The organism is Mycobacterium spongiae, assembly GCF_018278905.1.
Taxonomy (GTDB): domain Bacteria; phylum Actinomycetota; class Actinomycetes; order Mycobacteriales; family Mycobacteriaceae; genus Mycobacterium; species Mycobacterium spongiae.
Genome location: NZ_CP046600.1, coordinates 4,030,669 through 4,046,193, shown reverse-complemented (window position 1 = coordinate 4,046,193; position 15,525 = coordinate 4,030,669). Strand labels below are relative to the sequence as shown.

The window sequence follows — 15,525 nt, the reverse complement described above, 5'->3', positions numbered from 1 at the left end:
GACATGCATGCCCACCGGTGGTGCGGCTAGCCCTTATTGGGCGCGCCGCCGCCGGGTTTCCAGAGGACATCTCCGTTGGGGTTGGCGGCGCGTGCCAGGATGAACAGCAGATCCGATAACCGGTTGAGATACTTCGCCGGCATCGTGCTGACCTGTTGCGGCGCAGTCTCGACCGCGGTCCAGGCCGATCGCTCCGCTCGACGTACTACGGTGCGAGCGACGTGCAGCAGTGCCGACAACGGCGAGCCACCTGGCAGCACAAAAGAATTCAGGGCTGGGAGGTGTTCGTTGTAGGAGTCACACCATTCTTCGAGCCGGTCGACCTGGGCCTGGGTGATGCGCAACGGCGGACGTTCGGGATCGTCCGCCGGATCTTTTACCGGAGTCGACAAGTCGGCACCAGCGTCAAACAAGTCGTTCTGGATCTGCTGCAATACCGCAGTGATTTCTTCGTCGGGCTGACCCAAGGCGATGGCCACGCCGATCGCCGAGTTGGCTTCGTCGCAGTCTGCATATGCCACCAAGCGGGAGTCGTTCTTGGCGACCCGCGAGAAGTCGCTCAATCCCGTCGTGCCATCGTCGCCGGTTCGGGTATAGATGCGGGTCAGGTGTATTGCCATGAGCAAAACCGTCCTCGGATGACTAGTTGGCTGACTGACAAGCCGATATCGCTTCATTACACTAACGCGGGTGGCGGAGCGCTTCGTGGTGACTGGTGGCAGCCGGTTGTCAGGCGAAGTCGCTGTTGGCGGCGCCAAGAACAGCGTGCTCAAGCTAATGGCCGCGACTTTGTTGGCCGAAGGCACCAGCACCATCACCAACTGCCCCGATATCCTCGACGTGCCATTGATGGCGGAAGTACTTCGTGGCCTGGGTGCCACCGTCGAACTCGATGGGGATGTGGCCCGCATTTCCTCGCCCGACGAGCCGAAATACGACGCCGACTTTGCCGCGGTGCGCCAATTCCGTGCCTCGGTCTGTGTGCTCGGCCCACTGGTGGGCCGGTGCAAGCGGGCGCGGGTCGCGCTACCGGGCGGCGACGCGATCGGGTCTCGTCCACTGGATATGCACCAGGCCGGACTGCGGCAGTTGGGTGCCCACTGCAATATCGAGCATGGGTGTGTGGTTGCACAGGCAGAGACGTTGCGTGGCGCGGAGATTCAGCTGGAATTTCCGTCTGTCGGAGCCACCGAGAACATCCTGATGGCCGCGGTCGTCGCTGAGGGCGTTACCACCATCCACAACGCGGCGCGAGAACCCGACGTGGTCGATCTGTGCACGATGTTGAACCAGATGGGCGCCCAGGTCGAGGGCGCGGGTTCACCGACCATGACGATCACCGGTGTTCCGCGGCTCTATCCCACCGAGCACCGGGTGATCGGCGACCGCATCGTTGGCGCGACATGGGGCATCGCCGCGGCGATGACGCGCGGGGACATATCGGTGACTGGCGTAGATCCGGCACACCTCCAGGTAGTGCTGCACAAGTTGCACGATGCGGGTGCCACCGTCACCCAGACTGAAGACAGCTTCCGGGTGACCCAATACGAGCGGCCGAAGGCGGTCAACGTCGCCACCCTGCCATTTCCAGGGTTTCCGACCGATTTGCAACCGATGGCGATTGCGTTGGCATCGATCGCCGACGGCACCTCGATGATCACCGAGAACGTGTTCGAGGCCCGGTTTCGGTTCGTTGAAGAGATGATCCGGCTTGGCGCAGATGCCCGCACCGACGGGCACCACGCCGTTGTGCGGGGTCTGCGGCAACTCTCGAGCGCGCCCGTGTGGTGTTCGGACATCCGGGCCGGCGCTGGCTTGGTGCTGGCCGGGCTGGTCGCCGACGGTGACACCGAGGTTCACGACGTGTTCCACATCGATCGCGGCTATCCGCTGTTCGTGGAGAACCTGGGCAGTCTCGGCGCCGAGATCGAAAGGGTATGCTCGTAGGCAGTTGCGGCGGGGCCCTAACCGGCTCCGACCGGAAGTGACACCTGGTCACGAGAAGGTTCAAACCAGATCTTGACTCGGTCGTTGGATCTGTATTAAGCTGGCAGGGTTGCCCCGAAGCGGGCAGCACCGAGCGAGTGTGTTGCTTGAGAACTCAATAGTGTGTTTGGTGGTTTCATTTTTTGTTGTTGTTTTTTTGACCACGCCTAGCACTCCCCGTGTGTGGGTGTGGTCGTTTTTATGATGCCAGTTATTGGCGTCTTGTCAGGTATCTCTGATTGTAAATTCGCCTCGTTATCGAGGAGTTTTTGTTTGGAGAGTTTGATCCTGGCTCAGGACGAACGCTGGCGGCGTGCTTAACACATGCAAGTCGAACGGAAAGGTCTCTTCGGAGATACTCGAGTGGCGAACGGGTGAGTAACACGTGGGTGATCTGCCCTGCACTTCGGGATAAGCCTGGGAAACCGGGTCTAATACCGAATATGACCTCGGGACGCATGTCCTGTGGTGGAAAGCGATTCAGCGGTGTGGGATGAGCCCGCGGCCTATCAGCTTGTTGGTGGGGTGACGGCCTACCAAGGCGACGACGGGTAGCCGGCCTGAGAGGGTGTCCGGCCACACTGGGACTGAGATACGGCCCAGACTCCTACGGGAGGCAGCAGTGGGGAATATTGCACAATGGGCGCAAGCCTGATGCAGCGACGCCGCGTGGGGGATGACGGCCTTCGGGTTGTAAACCTCTTTCACCATCGACGAAGGTTCGGGTTTTCTCGGATTGACGGTAGGTGGAGAAGAAGCACCGGCCAACTACGTGCCAGCAGCCGCGGTAATACGTAGGGTGCGAGCGTTGTCCGGAATTACTGGGCGTAAAGAGCTCGTAGGTGGTTTGTCGCGTTGTTCGTGAAATCTCACGGCTTAACTGTGAGCGTGCGGGCGATACGGGCAGACTAGAGTACTGCAGGGGAGACTGGAATTCCTGGTGTAGCGGTGGAATGCGCAGATATCAGGAGGAACACCGGTGGCGAAGGCGGGTCTCTGGGCAGTAACTGACGCTGAGGAGCGAAAGCGTGGGGAGCGAACAGGATTAGATACCCTGGTAGTCCACGCCGTAAACGGTGGGTACTAGGTGTGGGTTTCCTTCCTTGGGATCCGTGCCGTAGCTAACGCATTAAGTACCCCGCCTGGGGAGTACGGCCGCAAGGCTAAAACTCAAAGGAATTGACGGGGGCCCGCACAAGCGGCGGAGCATGTGGATTAATTCGATGCAACGCGAAGAACCTTACCTGGGTTTGACATGCACAGGACGCGCCTAGAGATAGGCGTTCCCTTGTGGCCTGTGTGCAGGTGGTGCATGGCTGTCGTCAGCTCGTGTCGTGAGATGTTGGGTTAAGTCCCGCAACGAGCGCAACCCTTGTCTCATGTTGCCAGCACGTAATGGTGGGGACTCGTGAGAGACTGCCGGGGTCAACTCGGAGGAAGGTGGGGATGACGTCAAGTCATCATGCCCCTTATGTCCAGGGCTTCACACATGCTACAATGGCCGGTACAAAGGGCTGCGATGCCGCGAGGCTTAGCGAATCCTTTTAAAGCCGGTCTCAGTTCGGATCGGGGTCTGCAACTCGACCCCGTGAAGTCGGAGTCGCTAGTAATCGCAGATCAGCAACGCTGCGGTGAATACGTTCCCGGGCCTTGTACACACCGCCCGTCACGTCATGAAAGTCGGTAACACCCGAAGCCAGTGGCCTAACCCTCGGGAGGGAGCTGTCGAAGGTGGGATCGGCGATTGGGACGAAGTCGTAACAAGGTAGCCGTACCGGAAGGTGCGGCTGGATCACCTCCTTTCTAAGGAGCACCACGAAAACACTCCAACTGGTGGGGTGTAAGCCGTGAGGGGTTCTCGTCTGTAGTGGACGCGAGCCGGGTGCACAACAGCAAGCGAATCGCCAGACACACTGTTGGGTCCTGAGGCAACACCCTCAGGTGTTGTCGCCCCATCTTGGTGGTGGGGTGTGGTGTTTGAGTATTGGATAGTGGTTGCGAGCATCAATGGGATGCGCTGCCCTCCGAACCGGAGTGGTGGTGTTTTCTATTGTGCAATTTTTTCTTTGGTTTTTGTAGTGTTTGTAAGTTAATAAGGGCGCATGGTGAATGCCTTGGCATCGAGAGCCGATGAAGGACGTGGGAGGCTGCGATATGCCTCGGGGAGCTGTCAACCGAGCGTGGATCCGAGGATTTCCGAATGGGGAAACCCAGCACGAGTAATGTCGTGTTACCCGTATCTGAATATATAGGGTGCGGGAGGGAACGCGGGGAAGTGAAACATCTCAGTACCCGTAGGAGAAGAAAACAATTGTGATTCCGCAAGTAGTGGCGAGCGAACGCGGAAAATGGCTAAACCGCACACATGTTTAACCGGGTAGGGGTTGTGTGTGCGGGGTTGTGGGAGTGATACGTCTCGGCTCTACCCGGCTGGGAGGCAGTTAGAAAGTGTCGCGGTTAGCGGAAGTGGCCTGGGATGGTCTGCCGCAGACGGTGAGAGCCCGGTACGCGAAAACCCGGCACCTGCCTAGTATCAATTCCCGAGTAGCAGCGGGCCCGTGAAATCTGCTGTGAATCTGCCGGGACCACCCGGTAAGCCTAAATACTTCTCGATGACCGATAGCGGATTAGTACCGTGAGGGAATGGTGAAAAGTACCCCGGGAGGGGAGTGAAAGAGTACCTGAAACCGTGTGCCTACAATCCGTCAGAGCCTCCTTGTGGGGTGATGGCGTGCCTTTTGAAGAATGAGCCTGCGAGTCAGGGACATGTCGCGAGGTTAACCCGTGAGGGGTAGCCGCAGCGAAAGCGAGTCTGAATAGGGCGTATCACGCGTAAGCGTGTGTAGTGGCGTGTTCTGGACCCGAAGCGGAGTGATCTACCCATGGCCAGGGTGAAGCGCGGGTAAGACCGCGTGGAGGCCCGAACCCACTTAGGTTGAAGACTGAGGGGATGAGTTGTGGGTAGGGGTGAAAGGCCAATCAAACTCCGTGATAGCTGGTTCTCCCCGAAATGCATTTAGGTGCAGCGTTGCGTGGTTCACCGCGGAGGTAGAGCTACTGGATGGCCGATGGGCCCTACTAGGTTACTGACGTCAGCCAAACTCCGAATGCCGTGGTGTCTAGCGTGGCAGTGAGACGGCGGGGGATAAGCTCCGTACGTCGAAAGGGAAACAGCCCAGATCGCCGGCTAAGGCCCCTAAGCGTGTGCTAAGTGGGAAAGGATGTGCAGTCGCAAAGACAACCAGGAGGTTGGCTTAGAAGCAGCCACCCTTGAAAGAGTGCGTAATAGCTCACTGGTCAAGTGATTGTGCGCCGATAATGTAGCGGGGCTCAAGCACACCGCCGAAGCCGCGGCACATCCACCGTTAGGTGGGTGTGGGTAGGGGAGCGTCCCTCATTCAGGGAAGCCGCCGGGTGACCGGAGGTGGAGGATGGGGGAGTGAGAATGCAGGCATGAGTAGCGACAAGGCAAGTGAGAACCTTGCCCGCCGAAAGACCAAGGGTTCCTGGGCCAGGCCAGTCCGCCCAGGGTGAGTCGGGACCTAAGGCGAGGCCGACAGGCGTAGTCGATGGACAACGGGTTGATATTCCCGTACCCGTGTGTGGGCGCCCGTGATGAATCAGCGGTACTAACCACCCAAAACCGGATCGATCACTCCCCTTCGGGGGCGTGGAGTTTCGGGGCTGCGTGGGACCTTCGCTGGTAGTAGTCAAGCGAAGGGGTGACGCAGGAAGGTAGCCGTACCAGTCAGTGGTAATACTGGGGCAAACCTGTAGGGAGAGCGATAGGCAAATCCGTCGCTCACTAATCCTGAGAGGTGATGCATAGCCGGTTGAGGCGAATTCGGTGATCCTCTGCTGCCAAGAAAAGCCTCTAGCGAGCACACATACGGCCCGTACCCCAAACCGACACAGGTGGTCAGGTAGAGCATACCAAGGCGTACGAGATAACTATGGTTAAGGAACTCGGCAAAATGCCCCCGTAACTTCGGGAGAAGGGGGACCGGAATATCGTGAACACCCTCGCGGTGGGAGCGGGATCCGGTCGCAGAAACCAGTGGGGAGCGACTGTTTACTAAAAACACAGGTCCGTGCGAAGTCGCAAGACGATGTATACGGACTGACGCCTGCCCGGTGCTGGAAGGTTAAGAGGACCCGTTAACCCGCAAGGGTGAAGCGGAGAATTTAAGCCCCAGTAAACGGCGGTGGTAACTATAACCATCCTAAGGTAGCGAAATTCCTTGTCGGGTAAGTTCCGACCTGCACGAATGGCGTAACGACTTCTCAACTGTCTCAACCATAGACTCGGCGAAATTGCACTACGAGTAAAGATGCTCGTTACGCGCGGCAGGACGAAAAGACCCCGGGACCTTCACTACAACTTGGTATTGATGTTCGGTACGGTTTGTGTAGGATAGGTGGGAGACTGTGAAACTCCAACGCTAGTTGGGGCGGAGTCGTTGTTGAAATACCACTCTGATCGTATTGGGCCTCTAACCTCGAACCGTATATCCGGTTCAGGGACAGTGCCTGGTGGGTAGTTTAACTGGGGCGGTTGCCTCCCAAAATGTAACGGAGGCGCCCAAAGGTTCCCTCAACCTGGACGGCAATCAGGTGGCGAGTGTAAATGCACAAGGGAGCTTGACTGCGAGACCTACAAGTCAAGCAGGGACGAAAGTCGGGATTAGTGATCCGGCACCCCCGAGTGGAAGGGGTGTCGCTCAACGGATAAAAGGTACCCCGGGGATAACAGGCTGATCTTCCCCAAGAGTCCATATCGACGGGATGGTTTGGCACCTCGATGTCGGCTCGTCGCATCCTGGGGCTGGAGCAGGTCCCAAGGGTTGGGCTGTTCGCCCATTAAAGCGGCACGCGAGCTGGGTTTAGAACGTCGTGAGACAGTTCGGTCTCTATCCGCCGCGCGCGTCAGAAACTTGAGGAAACCTGTCCCTAGTACGAGAGGACCGGGACGGACGAACCTCTGGTCCACCAGTTGTCCCACCAGGGGCACCGCTGGATAGCCACGTTCGGATAGGATAACCGCTGAAAGCATCTAAGCGGGAAACCTTCTCCAAGATCAGGTTTCTCACCCACTTGGTGGGATAAGGCCCCCCGCAGAACACGGGATTGATAGGTCAGACCTGGAAGCCCAGTAATGGGTGCAGGGAACTGGCACTAACCGGCCGAAAACTTACTAACACACATCGCAACCACATATTCCGACCCGCGATCTTATTGGTCGTGGAACACCACATCCCCCACCAGAACAACCAGAAAATAGGGTAATTAAATAGAGTTACGGCGGCCACAGCGACAGGGAAACGCCCGGTCCCATTCCGAACCCGGAAGCTAAGCCTGTCTGCGCCGATGATACTGCCCTTTCGGGCGGAAAAGTAGGTCACCGCCGAACATACACAAAAACACCCCCGGGCTACCGGGGGTGTTTTTGCATTGATCGGGCGGGCCATCCTCAATCCGCTACCCAAACAGCGTCAAATTGATAGATCCGCGGTGTTTCTCCAATTCAAGCAGGGCGTGTTTTCGGTCGAGGCCGCCGCCATAGCCGGTGAGCTTTCCGCTCGCGCCGATGACGCGATGGCACGGGACAATAATGGAGATGGGGTTGTGGCCGTTAGCCAATCCGACGGCGCGTGCGGCGCCGGGGCTGCCGATTTGGTCCGCGATGTCGCCGTAGGACCGAGTTTCACCGTAGGGAATTGTCAGTAGCGCTTTCCAGACCCGCTGTTGGAATTCGGTCCCTTGTAGGTCGAGCTCGATATCGAATTCCTGGAGTTCGCCGGAGAAATAGGCGTTCAGTTGGTCGGCGGCGTCCGCGAACGCGGTGTGATCAAGTGTCCAGTCGGTGCGATCTGGTTCGTAGGTCTGGTCGACCATTCGTAGGTTTGTCAATGTCGACCCTCGTCCGGCCAGCGTCAACGGACCTATTGGGCTGTCGATGGTGCAGTAGCGAATCATGTCATCTCCTTGAGTGGCTCCTTGGGGGGCCATTGATTGACCGGATGTTCCAGAGTGGTCCACAGGTGTTGGGTGGCATAGGAGCGCCAGGGACGCCAGCGGACGCTGTGCTTGGTGAGCCTGCCTGGTTGTCGAGGTAGGCCAAGTTGCGTGGCGGCGAGCCTGAGACCGAGGTCGCTGGCGGGAAAGGCGTCCGGGTCGCCGAGCCCGCGCATGGCGATGACCTCGGCGGTCCAGGGCCCGACACCCGGCAATTCCAACAGCTGGGTGCGTGCGCGTCCCCAGTCGCACCCGGCGTCAACCCGGACACTGCCGTCCGCGAGGCCGGCGATCAGCGCCTTGAGCGTCCGTTGTCGTGCTGTGGGGACGGCCAGGTGCAGGGGATCGACCTCAGCAAGCTGCTCAACGGACGGGAAGGTGTGGGTCAGCGTGCCATCGGCATCGTGGACGGGACTGCCATAGGCGGCCACCAGTTTGCCCGCATGCGTTCGTGCGGCCTTGGTGGATACCTGCTGGCCCAACACCGCCCGCACGGCGAGCTCGGCCTCGTCTACGGTGCGGGGAATGCGTTGTCCGGGAGCCTTGGCCACCACTGCGCTCAGGTCCGGATCGGCGCCGAGTGCCTCGACGATCGCTTCGGGATCTGCATCGAGGTCCAGGAGCCGGCGGCAGCGCGCGGTCGCTGTGGCCAGATCGCGGAAATCGTCGAGTACCAACAGGCACCGCACATGATCCGGTGCGGGTGTCAGGGAAACGAGTCCGTTGCCGGACGGGAGCCGCAGTGTGCGACGGAACGCGCCATCGCGCACCGCCTCGCAACCTGGCACCGCGGTGGCGGCCAGATGGCCAAAAACGCCTTCATACGCGAATGGCGTCCGCACCGCTAGTCGCAAGGACACCGTTCCGGGGGAAGTGCCCGTGGGCTTGGAGGATCCGAATCGGGTTGCTGCGCGTCTGCGGAGCTCTGTTGGCGTGCTGTCGCTCATGAGTCGCACGGTGTCGTTGAACTGGCGGATGCTGGAAAACCCTGCGGCGAAAGCGACATCGCCGAATGGCAGGTCTGTCGTCTCGATGAGCACCCGCGCGGTCTGCATGCGTTGCGCACGCGCCAGCGCAAGCGGCCCGGCGCCGACCTCGGACTGCAACAAGCGTTCCAGCTGACGGGTCGTGTAGCCGAGGTGGGCGGCAAGGCCGGCGACCCCCTCGCGGTCCACGGTTCCGTCGGCGATCAGCCGCATCGCCCGCGCCACCACGTCACCACGCACATTCCATTCGGGAGAACCTGGCGATGCGTCGGGACGGCACCGTTTGCAGGCGCGGAACCCTTCCCGCTGAGCGGCCGCGGCAGTCGGGAGGAAGCGAACGTTGCGGGCGAAGGGCGGCCGGACAGGGCAACTGGGCCGACAATAGATTCCGGTGGTCAGCACCGCCGTCACGAACCAGCCGTCGAAACGGGCGTCCTTGGCCTGGACCGCCCGGTAGCAGCGTTCGAAGTCTTCGTGCACCCTTCGAGAATGACACCCGCTCGACAGCAGTACTAGCGGAAAAGCGACATCTAAGTTGGCCCGGGGTGCTACTGCCCTGACGTGGACGCCGTGGTGGCCGCGCCAGCCGGGTTGGGTAGTCAAGCCCACGAAGCTTCCCTTGGGGCCACTCCCATGGATCTGGTGCAACCTGGCGGGCGGCGGTCGCCGTCGCTGTTCTAGGAGGGAATGGCCAGCCGAGTTGGCTGGTCGTATCCGCGTAGCGTGACGGTGTCACCGAAAGACCAATGAGCACATTCGTTTTCGCTTGCGCCGTCAAGTGCGCTCGCCGATGCCAGCAATCGCTTGGGTTGAGCTTTGGCCAGTTCGCACAAGCGTGCCGCTTCGTTGACGGGTTCGCCGATAACGGTGTATTCGAACCGCTCGTTGGCGCCGACATTTCCCGCGACTGCTGGCCCGGCTGCGACGCCGATACCGGCCTCGAGGTTTGACATTGTCTTCGTCAGCCGGTCGGCGATGGCGCGAGCGGCGGCCAGCGCCTCGTCTTCGGGGCATTCGAGGTGATTTGGGGCGCCGAAGATGGCCAGCGCTGCGTCGCCCTGGAACTTGTTGACCAGTCCGTGGTGGCGGTCGACCTCGTCGACGGCTATCGCGAAGAACTGGTTGAGCAGTATCACGACGTCTTTCGGAGGTTGGCTGGTCACCAGGTGTGTCGAGCCGACGATGTCGACGAAAACGACTGCGACGTGGCGCTCTTCGCCGCCGAGCTGCGGGCGTTCTCGTTCGGCGGCGGCGGCGACGTCGCGCCCGACGTGGCGGCCGAACAGGTCGCGCACGCGTTCGCGTTCACGTAAGCCGGTGACCATCGAGTTGAACCCACGTTGCAGCTCACCGATTTCGGTGCCGTCGAACACGACCAGGTTGGCCTGTAGATCACCCTGCTCGACGCGCTTGAGCGCGACCCGCACAACACGTATAGGTGTCGTCGTCAGCCATGCCTGCAACGCCGTCAAGAGGAATCCGAAGAACAGCCCCATCGTCGACAGGGTCACTACTCCGATCGCGTACTGGACCTTGGTCAGCGTCCCGCGCGTGATCTCAAATGTCGACATCAAGGCGAGACCGGAGAGGGGCATACCCGCTCCGAGCAGCCACCCCAGCATTGATCGGCCAAAGAGGCCCTGCACCCAGCGTTGCGGCGGTGTTCCTGCCACGAGCGCCTGGGCGGCTACCGGGCGCAATGCGAACTCGGTGATGAGATAGCAGCTGATCGCGACCACAATGCCTAGCGTGCTGATCGAGAAGAAGAATTGCGGGATGAACGAAATGTTGACCAGCCCATAGACGCCCGCAAGCAGCAGCGCCCCGAAACCCCACGCGATGAGGTGGAAAACCGCGACCCGCAGCGGGGCAAGGAAGGTGTTGCGCGCCTCGTCACTGCTGGGTTCGCGCTCCGCAATGGCCCAGCTCAGCGTCACGAGGATCTGTCGGGTAATCCAGTAGATGCCCATGGTCAACGCGAGGATCGCGTAGGCGGGTGTGATCACCCAGGTTACCCACAGCGGCGCGTCGGTAAACACGCTCGGCGTCGGAATGGCGATGGTGAGCAACAGCACGACAGCGCCAATGCCGATCATGTTCGCCAACACCATGGCGAGGGTCAACATGACCTGGATACGTATACGCCGGTGACGCTGGCTTTCCGACACCCGCCCAAGCAGCCAGGATCCGAAGGCGGGGGTCTCTGGCAATCCGTCGCTGTGCGGGGCCAACTTCTTTGGGACCCGCGCCCGCCGGCGCGCCGCTGTCTTGGACATCGTGGGCCAGCCTAGATTGCCCGTACCAATTTGTGGGTCACGATTTTGCGTGTGTTGAATGCATCCTGTTGGCCGCTGGGTACGCGTTCGAATACGAGGTGTCCTCGCCTTGTGTCTACCTTCTCCCGCACGGCCACTCCCATGGATCTAGTGCAACCTGGCGGGCGGCGGTCGCCGTCGCTTTTCTAGGAGGGAATGGCCAGCCGGGTAGATTGATCGTATCCGCGTAGCGTGACAGTGTCGCCGAAAGACCAATGCGGACGCTCGTTTTCGCTTGCGCCGTCATGTGCGCTCGCCGATGCCAGCAATCGCTTGGGGTGAGCTTTGGCCAGTTCGCGCAAGCGCGCCGCTTCGTTGACGGATTCACCGATAACGGTGTATTCGAACCGCTCGCTGGCGCCGACATTTCCGGCGACTGCTGGCCCGGCTGCGACGCCGATACCGGCCTTGAGGTTGGGCATTGTATTCGTCAGCCGGGCAGCGATGGCGCGAGCGGCGGCCAGCGCCTCGTGTGATTTGGTGCGCCGAAGGTGGCCAGTGCTGCGTCGCCCCGGAATTTGTTGACTAGTCCGCGGTGGCGGTCGACCTCGTCGACGGCTATCGCGAAGAACTGTTGAGCAGTGTGCCGACGTCTTTCGGAGGTTGGCTGTTCACCAGGTGTGTCGCGCCGACGATATCGACGAAAACGACTGCAACGTAGCGTTCTTCGCCGGTGACCATCGAATTGAACCCACGCTGCAGCTCACGACCCGGACCGGTGTCGCGCTGAGCCAGGCCATGATCCAGTTGATGAGGAACCCGAAGGCCAGCGCCGCCGTCGACACAACGAGCACTCCGGTCGCGAATTGAACCTTAGTCAGACCTCCCCACACGATCTCGAAGATCGCCATCAGCGCGATGCCGACGATGGGGCCACCCGATCCCAGCTGCTATACCAGCATGGTTCGGCCCATGATGCCTGGTGCCAAGTGCCGTGGCGGGGAACCTACCTCGAGCGCCTGGGCCGCCGCTGGGCGCAGGGCGAACTCGGTCAGCAGATAGCTGCCGGTGGTGACCATGACCCCGAAAATGGTCACCGCGAAGAAGAATCGCGGGATGAATAGCGACTTGACCATCCCGCACAGCGTCGTCGCCAACACTGCCCCCGAACACCACAGGGTGAGGTTAACGATCGCGATCCGAAGGGGAATCGCGACCGTCACGACGAGCAAGACGGCGCCGATTCCGATCAAATTTGTTATTCCGATGACTGCGGTCAGTAGCAGTTGGATGCGTATTCGCCGACGACGTTGGCTTTCGGATATCCCGCCAAGCAGCCACGAGCCGTACAACGGGGGTCTCTGACAACCTGCCGCTCTGACCGGTCAGCGTCTCCAGCAGCCCGCCCAGACGCTGCGGCACCGTCTTGGACATGTTGGTTCAGCCTAATTCGAGGGTGACGCTCTAAGGTGAGTCGGGTGCGACTTGTCATCGCCCAATGCACGGTCGACTACGTCGGTCGGCTCACCGCGCATCTCCCGTCGGCCCGCAGGTTGTTGCTGTTCAAGGCCGATGGGTCGGTCAGTGTGCATGCCGATGACCGCGCCTACAAGCCGCTGAACTGGATGAGTCCGCCTTGTTGGTTGACCGAGGAAAACGCGGGTGAATCTCCGGTGTGGGTGGTCGAGAACAAGGCGGGCGAACAGTTGCGCATCACCGTCGAAGAGATCGAGCACGATTCCAGCCACGAGCTGGGGGTGGACCCAGGCCTGGTCAAAGACGGTGTCGAGGCCCACCTGCAGGCGTTGCTCGCCGAGCACGTCCAACTGCTGGGTGACGGATACACGCTGGTCCGCCGGGAGTACATGACCGCGATCGGGCCGGTTGACTTGCTATGCCGCGATGAGCGGGGTGGATCAGTGGCAGTCGAGATCAAGCGGCGCGGCGAGATTGACGGTGTGGAGCAGCTCACTCGTTATCTGGAACTGCTCAACCGCGACAGTCTTCTCGCACCGGTCACCGGGGTGTTCGCCGCGCAGCAGATCAAGCCGCAGGCTCGCACGCTGGCTACTGATCGCGGCATCCGTTGTGTGACCCTGGATTACGATCAGATGCGCGGGTTGGACAGCGACGAGTACCGGCTGTTCTGAAGCGCGCGACTAAACTGGGCCGATGGCGCGGCCTCGCAAACCGGGACGCAAACCGCCACGTGGGGAGCAGCCGGCAGCACTATCGCCGGTGCTTGCGCGGGTGGAAACAGGACCCGATGGGTATCAGTATGAAGTGCGCCCCATTGCCGCGGCCCGGGCGCTGAAGACATATCGCTGTCCCGGGTGTGATCACGAAATCCGTTCCGGCACTAGCCATGTTGTGGTTTGGCCCACTGACTCACCGCAATCGGGAGCTGATGAGCGACGCCATTGGCACACGCCGTGCTGGGCCAGCCGCGCTAGCCGCGGTCCGACCCGAAAATGGTCCTAGAACGAGTGCGGAGACCCGGTGTCAGGACGCCGGTTCGACCAACTCGATCAGGACTCCGCCAGCGTCCTTCGGGTGGATGAAGTTGATCCGCGAGTTGGCCGTGCCGCGTCGGGCCGCGTCGTACACCAGTCGGACGCCTTGCCCGCGCAGTCGTTGGCTCAAGGAGTCGAGGTCGCTGACTCGGCACGCCAACTGTTGGATACCCGGTCCCCGTTTTTCGAGGAACTTCGCTATGACCGACGACTCGTCGACAGGGGCCATCAATTGGATCTGTGCCGTAGAGCCTGGGACCGCCAGCATCGCCTCGCGGATTCCCTGGTCGTCGTTGACTTCCTCATGCACCAGGATCATGCCGAGGTGGTCGTAGTACCACTCGATCGCCGCGTCCAGGTCGGTGACGGCAATGCCGACGTGGTCGAGCCCAGTAACCATCGAGGTGGCCAGCACGCGACGGGCGTCAACTTGATCGGTCGTCATAACACAACGGTAACCTGACGGGAAAGAATCTGCTTCTCCAGGTTGACGGATCGACCGTTTCTGCGGTCTTAGGAGGTAGGCATGACGACGTCGGTGATCGTTGCTGGAGCGCGGACGCCCATCGGCAAGTTGATGGGCTCACTGCAGGGCTTCAGCGCCAGCGATCTCGGTGCCATCGCGATCGCCGGTGCACTGGAGAAGGCCTTCCCGAACGTTGATGCGCCGGCTTCGATGGTCGAGTACGTGATCATGGGTCAGGTGCTCACGGCGGGGGCCGGTCAGATGCCCGCGCGACAGGCCGCTGTCGCCGCCGGCATCGGCTGGGATGTGCCCGCGCTGACCATCAACAAGATGTGCCTGTCCGGGATCGACGCCATCGCGCTCGCTGACCAGCTGATTCGGGCTGGCGAGTTTGATGTGGTGGTTGCCGGAGGCCAGGAATCCATGACGAGGGCGCCACACCTGTTGATGGATAGCCGGTCGGGCTACAAGTACGGCGACGTGACGGTTCTGGACCATATGGCCTACGACGGCCTGCACGATGTGTTCACAGATCAGCCGATGGGAGCCCTTACCGAGCAGCGCAACGACGTCGACAGGTTCACGCGTCGCCAACAGGACGAGTACGCGGCTTCGTCGCATCAAAAGGCGGCCGCGGCCTGGAAAGACGGTGTTTTCGCCGATGAGGTGGTGCCGGTGCAGATTCCGCAGCGCAAAGGTGATCCGCTGCAGTTCAGTGAGGACGAGGGGATTCGAGCCAACACGACCGCCGACTCACTGGCTGGGCTCAAGCCGGCGTTTCGCAAAGATGGCACCATCACCGCTGGGTCGGCGTCACAAATCTCCGACGGCGCGGCCGCGGTAGTTGTCATGAACCGGGAAAAAGCCGAGGACCTGGGTCTGACGTGGCTGGCCGAGATCGGTGCGCACGGCGTGGTGGCCGGGCCGGACTCGACGCTGCAATCGCAGCCCGCTAACGCGACCAAGAAAGCGCTAGACCGCGAGGGAATCTCGGTGGACCAGCTCGACGTGGTGGAGATCAACGAAGCGTTCGCCGCGGTGGCGTTGGCCTCGACGAGCGAACTCGGCGTGAATCCCGAGATCGTCAACCGCAACGGAGGTGCCATCGCCGTCGGACACCCGATCGGAATGTCCGGCGCGCGAATCACGCTGCACGTGGCGCTCGAACTGGGGCGTCGGGGATCCGGCTATGGGGTAGCCGCACTGTGTGGCGCGGGCGGTCAGGGTGACGCGCTGATCCTGCGGGCCTAGCCGGCCGGGACACACGTGGAACACCGTGGTGGCGTTGCTGGTGAGACGGCCGC

9 protein-coding genes, 3 rRNA genes and 1 pseudogene are annotated in these 15,525 nt (G+C 61.1%); 7 read left to right on the top strand and 6 right to left on the bottom strand.

All coding sequences use genetic code 11. The annotated features are described in order from the left end of the window. Positions 1–26: 26 nt before the first annotated feature. Positions 27–620, bottom strand: a complete 594-nt coding sequence (locus F6B93_RS16360) for a cob(I)yrinic acid a,c-diamide adenosyltransferase (RefSeq protein WP_211696010.1) — start codon at positions 618–620, stop codon at positions 27–29. A 70-nt stretch (positions 621–690) separates the two neighbouring features. On the opposite strand from F6B93_RS16360, the gene murA reads away from it, so the two are divergent. The 4 genes from murA to rrf all read left to right on the top strand — a co-directional run bounded on the left by murA (position 691) and on the right by rrf (position 7,396). Next, positions 691–1,947: a UDP-N-acetylglucosamine 1-carboxyvinyltransferase gene (gene murA / locus F6B93_RS16355; protein ID WP_211696009.1), complete on the top strand. Its 1,257-nt coding sequence runs from the start codon at positions 691–693 to the stop codon at positions 1,945–1,947. 309 nt (positions 1,948–2,256) lie between these two features. Further along, positions 2,257–3,789: ribosomal RNA gene (locus F6B93_RS16350) — 16S ribosomal RNA — on the top strand. 279 nt (positions 3,790–4,068) lie between these two features. Then, a 23S ribosomal RNA gene (locus F6B93_RS16345) occupies positions 4,069–7,185 on the top strand. 98 nt (positions 7,186–7,283) lie between these two features. Beyond that, a 5S ribosomal RNA gene (gene rrf, locus F6B93_RS16340) occupies positions 7,284–7,396 on the top strand. Together the 16S, 23S and 5S rRNA genes form the textbook arrangement of a ribosomal RNA operon. 68 nt (positions 7,397–7,464) lie before the next feature. Here the strand turns inward: rrf and F6B93_RS16335 are convergent. The 4 genes and pseudogenes from F6B93_RS16335 to F6B93_RS16320 form a co-directional block, all read right to left on the bottom strand. Continuing rightward, positions 7,465–7,962 carry a methylated-DNA--[protein]-cysteine S-methyltransferase gene (locus F6B93_RS16335; RefSeq protein ID WP_211696008.1) on the bottom strand — a complete coding sequence of 166 codons (498 nt, stop codon included), beginning with the start codon at positions 7,960–7,962 and terminating at the stop codon, positions 7,465–7,467. Next, positions 7,959–9,467 (bottom strand): DNA-3-methyladenine glycosylase 2 family protein, encoded by a 1,509-nt coding sequence (locus F6B93_RS16330; protein ID WP_211696007.1) that lies wholly within the window; start codon positions 9,465–9,467, stop codon positions 7,959–7,961. The genes F6B93_RS16335 and F6B93_RS16330 overlap by 4 nt, the downstream gene beginning before the upstream one ends. A gap of 197 nt (positions 9,468–9,664) precedes the next feature. Next, positions 9,665–11,263, bottom strand: a complete 1,599-nt coding sequence (locus F6B93_RS16325) for an adenylate/guanylate cyclase domain-containing protein (RefSeq protein WP_211696006.1) — start codon at positions 11,261–11,263, stop codon at positions 9,665–9,667. 185 nt (positions 11,264–11,448) lie between these two features. Further along, positions 11,449–12,676, bottom strand: a pseudogene (locus tag F6B93_RS16320) (adenylate/guanylate cyclase domain-containing protein). Positions 12,677–12,720: 44 nt separating this feature from the next. Between F6B93_RS16320 and nucS the strand changes: the two are divergent. Beyond that, a complete protein-coding gene (gene nucS / locus F6B93_RS16315; protein ID WP_211696005.1) occupies positions 12,721–13,392 on the top strand; it encodes an endonuclease NucS in 672 nt (223 codons plus the stop codon). 22 nt (positions 13,393–13,414) lie between these two features. Continuing rightward, complete coding sequence (locus tag F6B93_RS23060) at positions 13,415–13,723, top strand: hypothetical protein (RefSeq protein WP_246540811.1); 309 nt, start codon at positions 13,415–13,417, stop codon at positions 13,721–13,723. 21 nt (positions 13,724–13,744) lie between these two features. Here F6B93_RS23060 and mce read toward each other — a convergent pair whose 3' ends face one another. Further along, positions 13,745–14,200, bottom strand: a complete 456-nt coding sequence (mce, locus tag F6B93_RS16310) for a methylmalonyl-CoA epimerase (protein ID WP_211696004.1) — start codon at positions 14,198–14,200, stop codon at positions 13,745–13,747. Positions 14,201–14,281: 81 nt separating this feature from the next. On the opposite strand from mce, the gene F6B93_RS16305 reads away from it, so the two are divergent. Then, positions 14,282–15,472 (top strand): acetyl-CoA C-acetyltransferase, encoded by a 1,191-nt coding sequence (locus tag F6B93_RS16305; protein ID WP_211696003.1) that lies wholly within the window; start codon positions 14,282–14,284, stop codon positions 15,470–15,472. Positions 15,473–15,525 lie beyond the last annotated feature (53 nt).

Excerpts from the sequence above, each read along its gene's own strand:
- F6B93_RS23060 (WP_246540811.1), top strand. The coding sequence starts at position 13,415 with ATGGCGCGGCCTCGCAAACCGGGACGCAAACCGCCACGTGGGGAGCAG.
- F6B93_RS16335 (WP_211696008.1), bottom strand. The coding sequence starts at position 7,962 with ATGATTCGCTACTGCACCATCGACAGCCCAATAGGTCCGTTGACGCTG.
- F6B93_RS16360 (WP_211696010.1), bottom strand. The coding sequence starts at position 620 with ATGGCAATACACCTGACCCGCATCTATACCCGAACCGGCGACGATGGC.
- F6B93_RS16325 (WP_211696006.1), bottom strand. The coding sequence starts at position 11,263 with ATGTCCAAGACAGCGGCGCGCCGGCGGGCGCGGGTCCCAAAGAAGTTG.
- F6B93_RS16305 (WP_211696003.1), top strand. The coding sequence starts at position 14,282 with ATGACGACGTCGGTGATCGTTGCTGGAGCGCGGACGCCCATCGGCAAG.
- mce (WP_211696004.1), bottom strand. The coding sequence starts at position 14,200 with ATGACGACCGATCAAGTTGACGCCCGTCGCGTGCTGGCCACCTCGATG.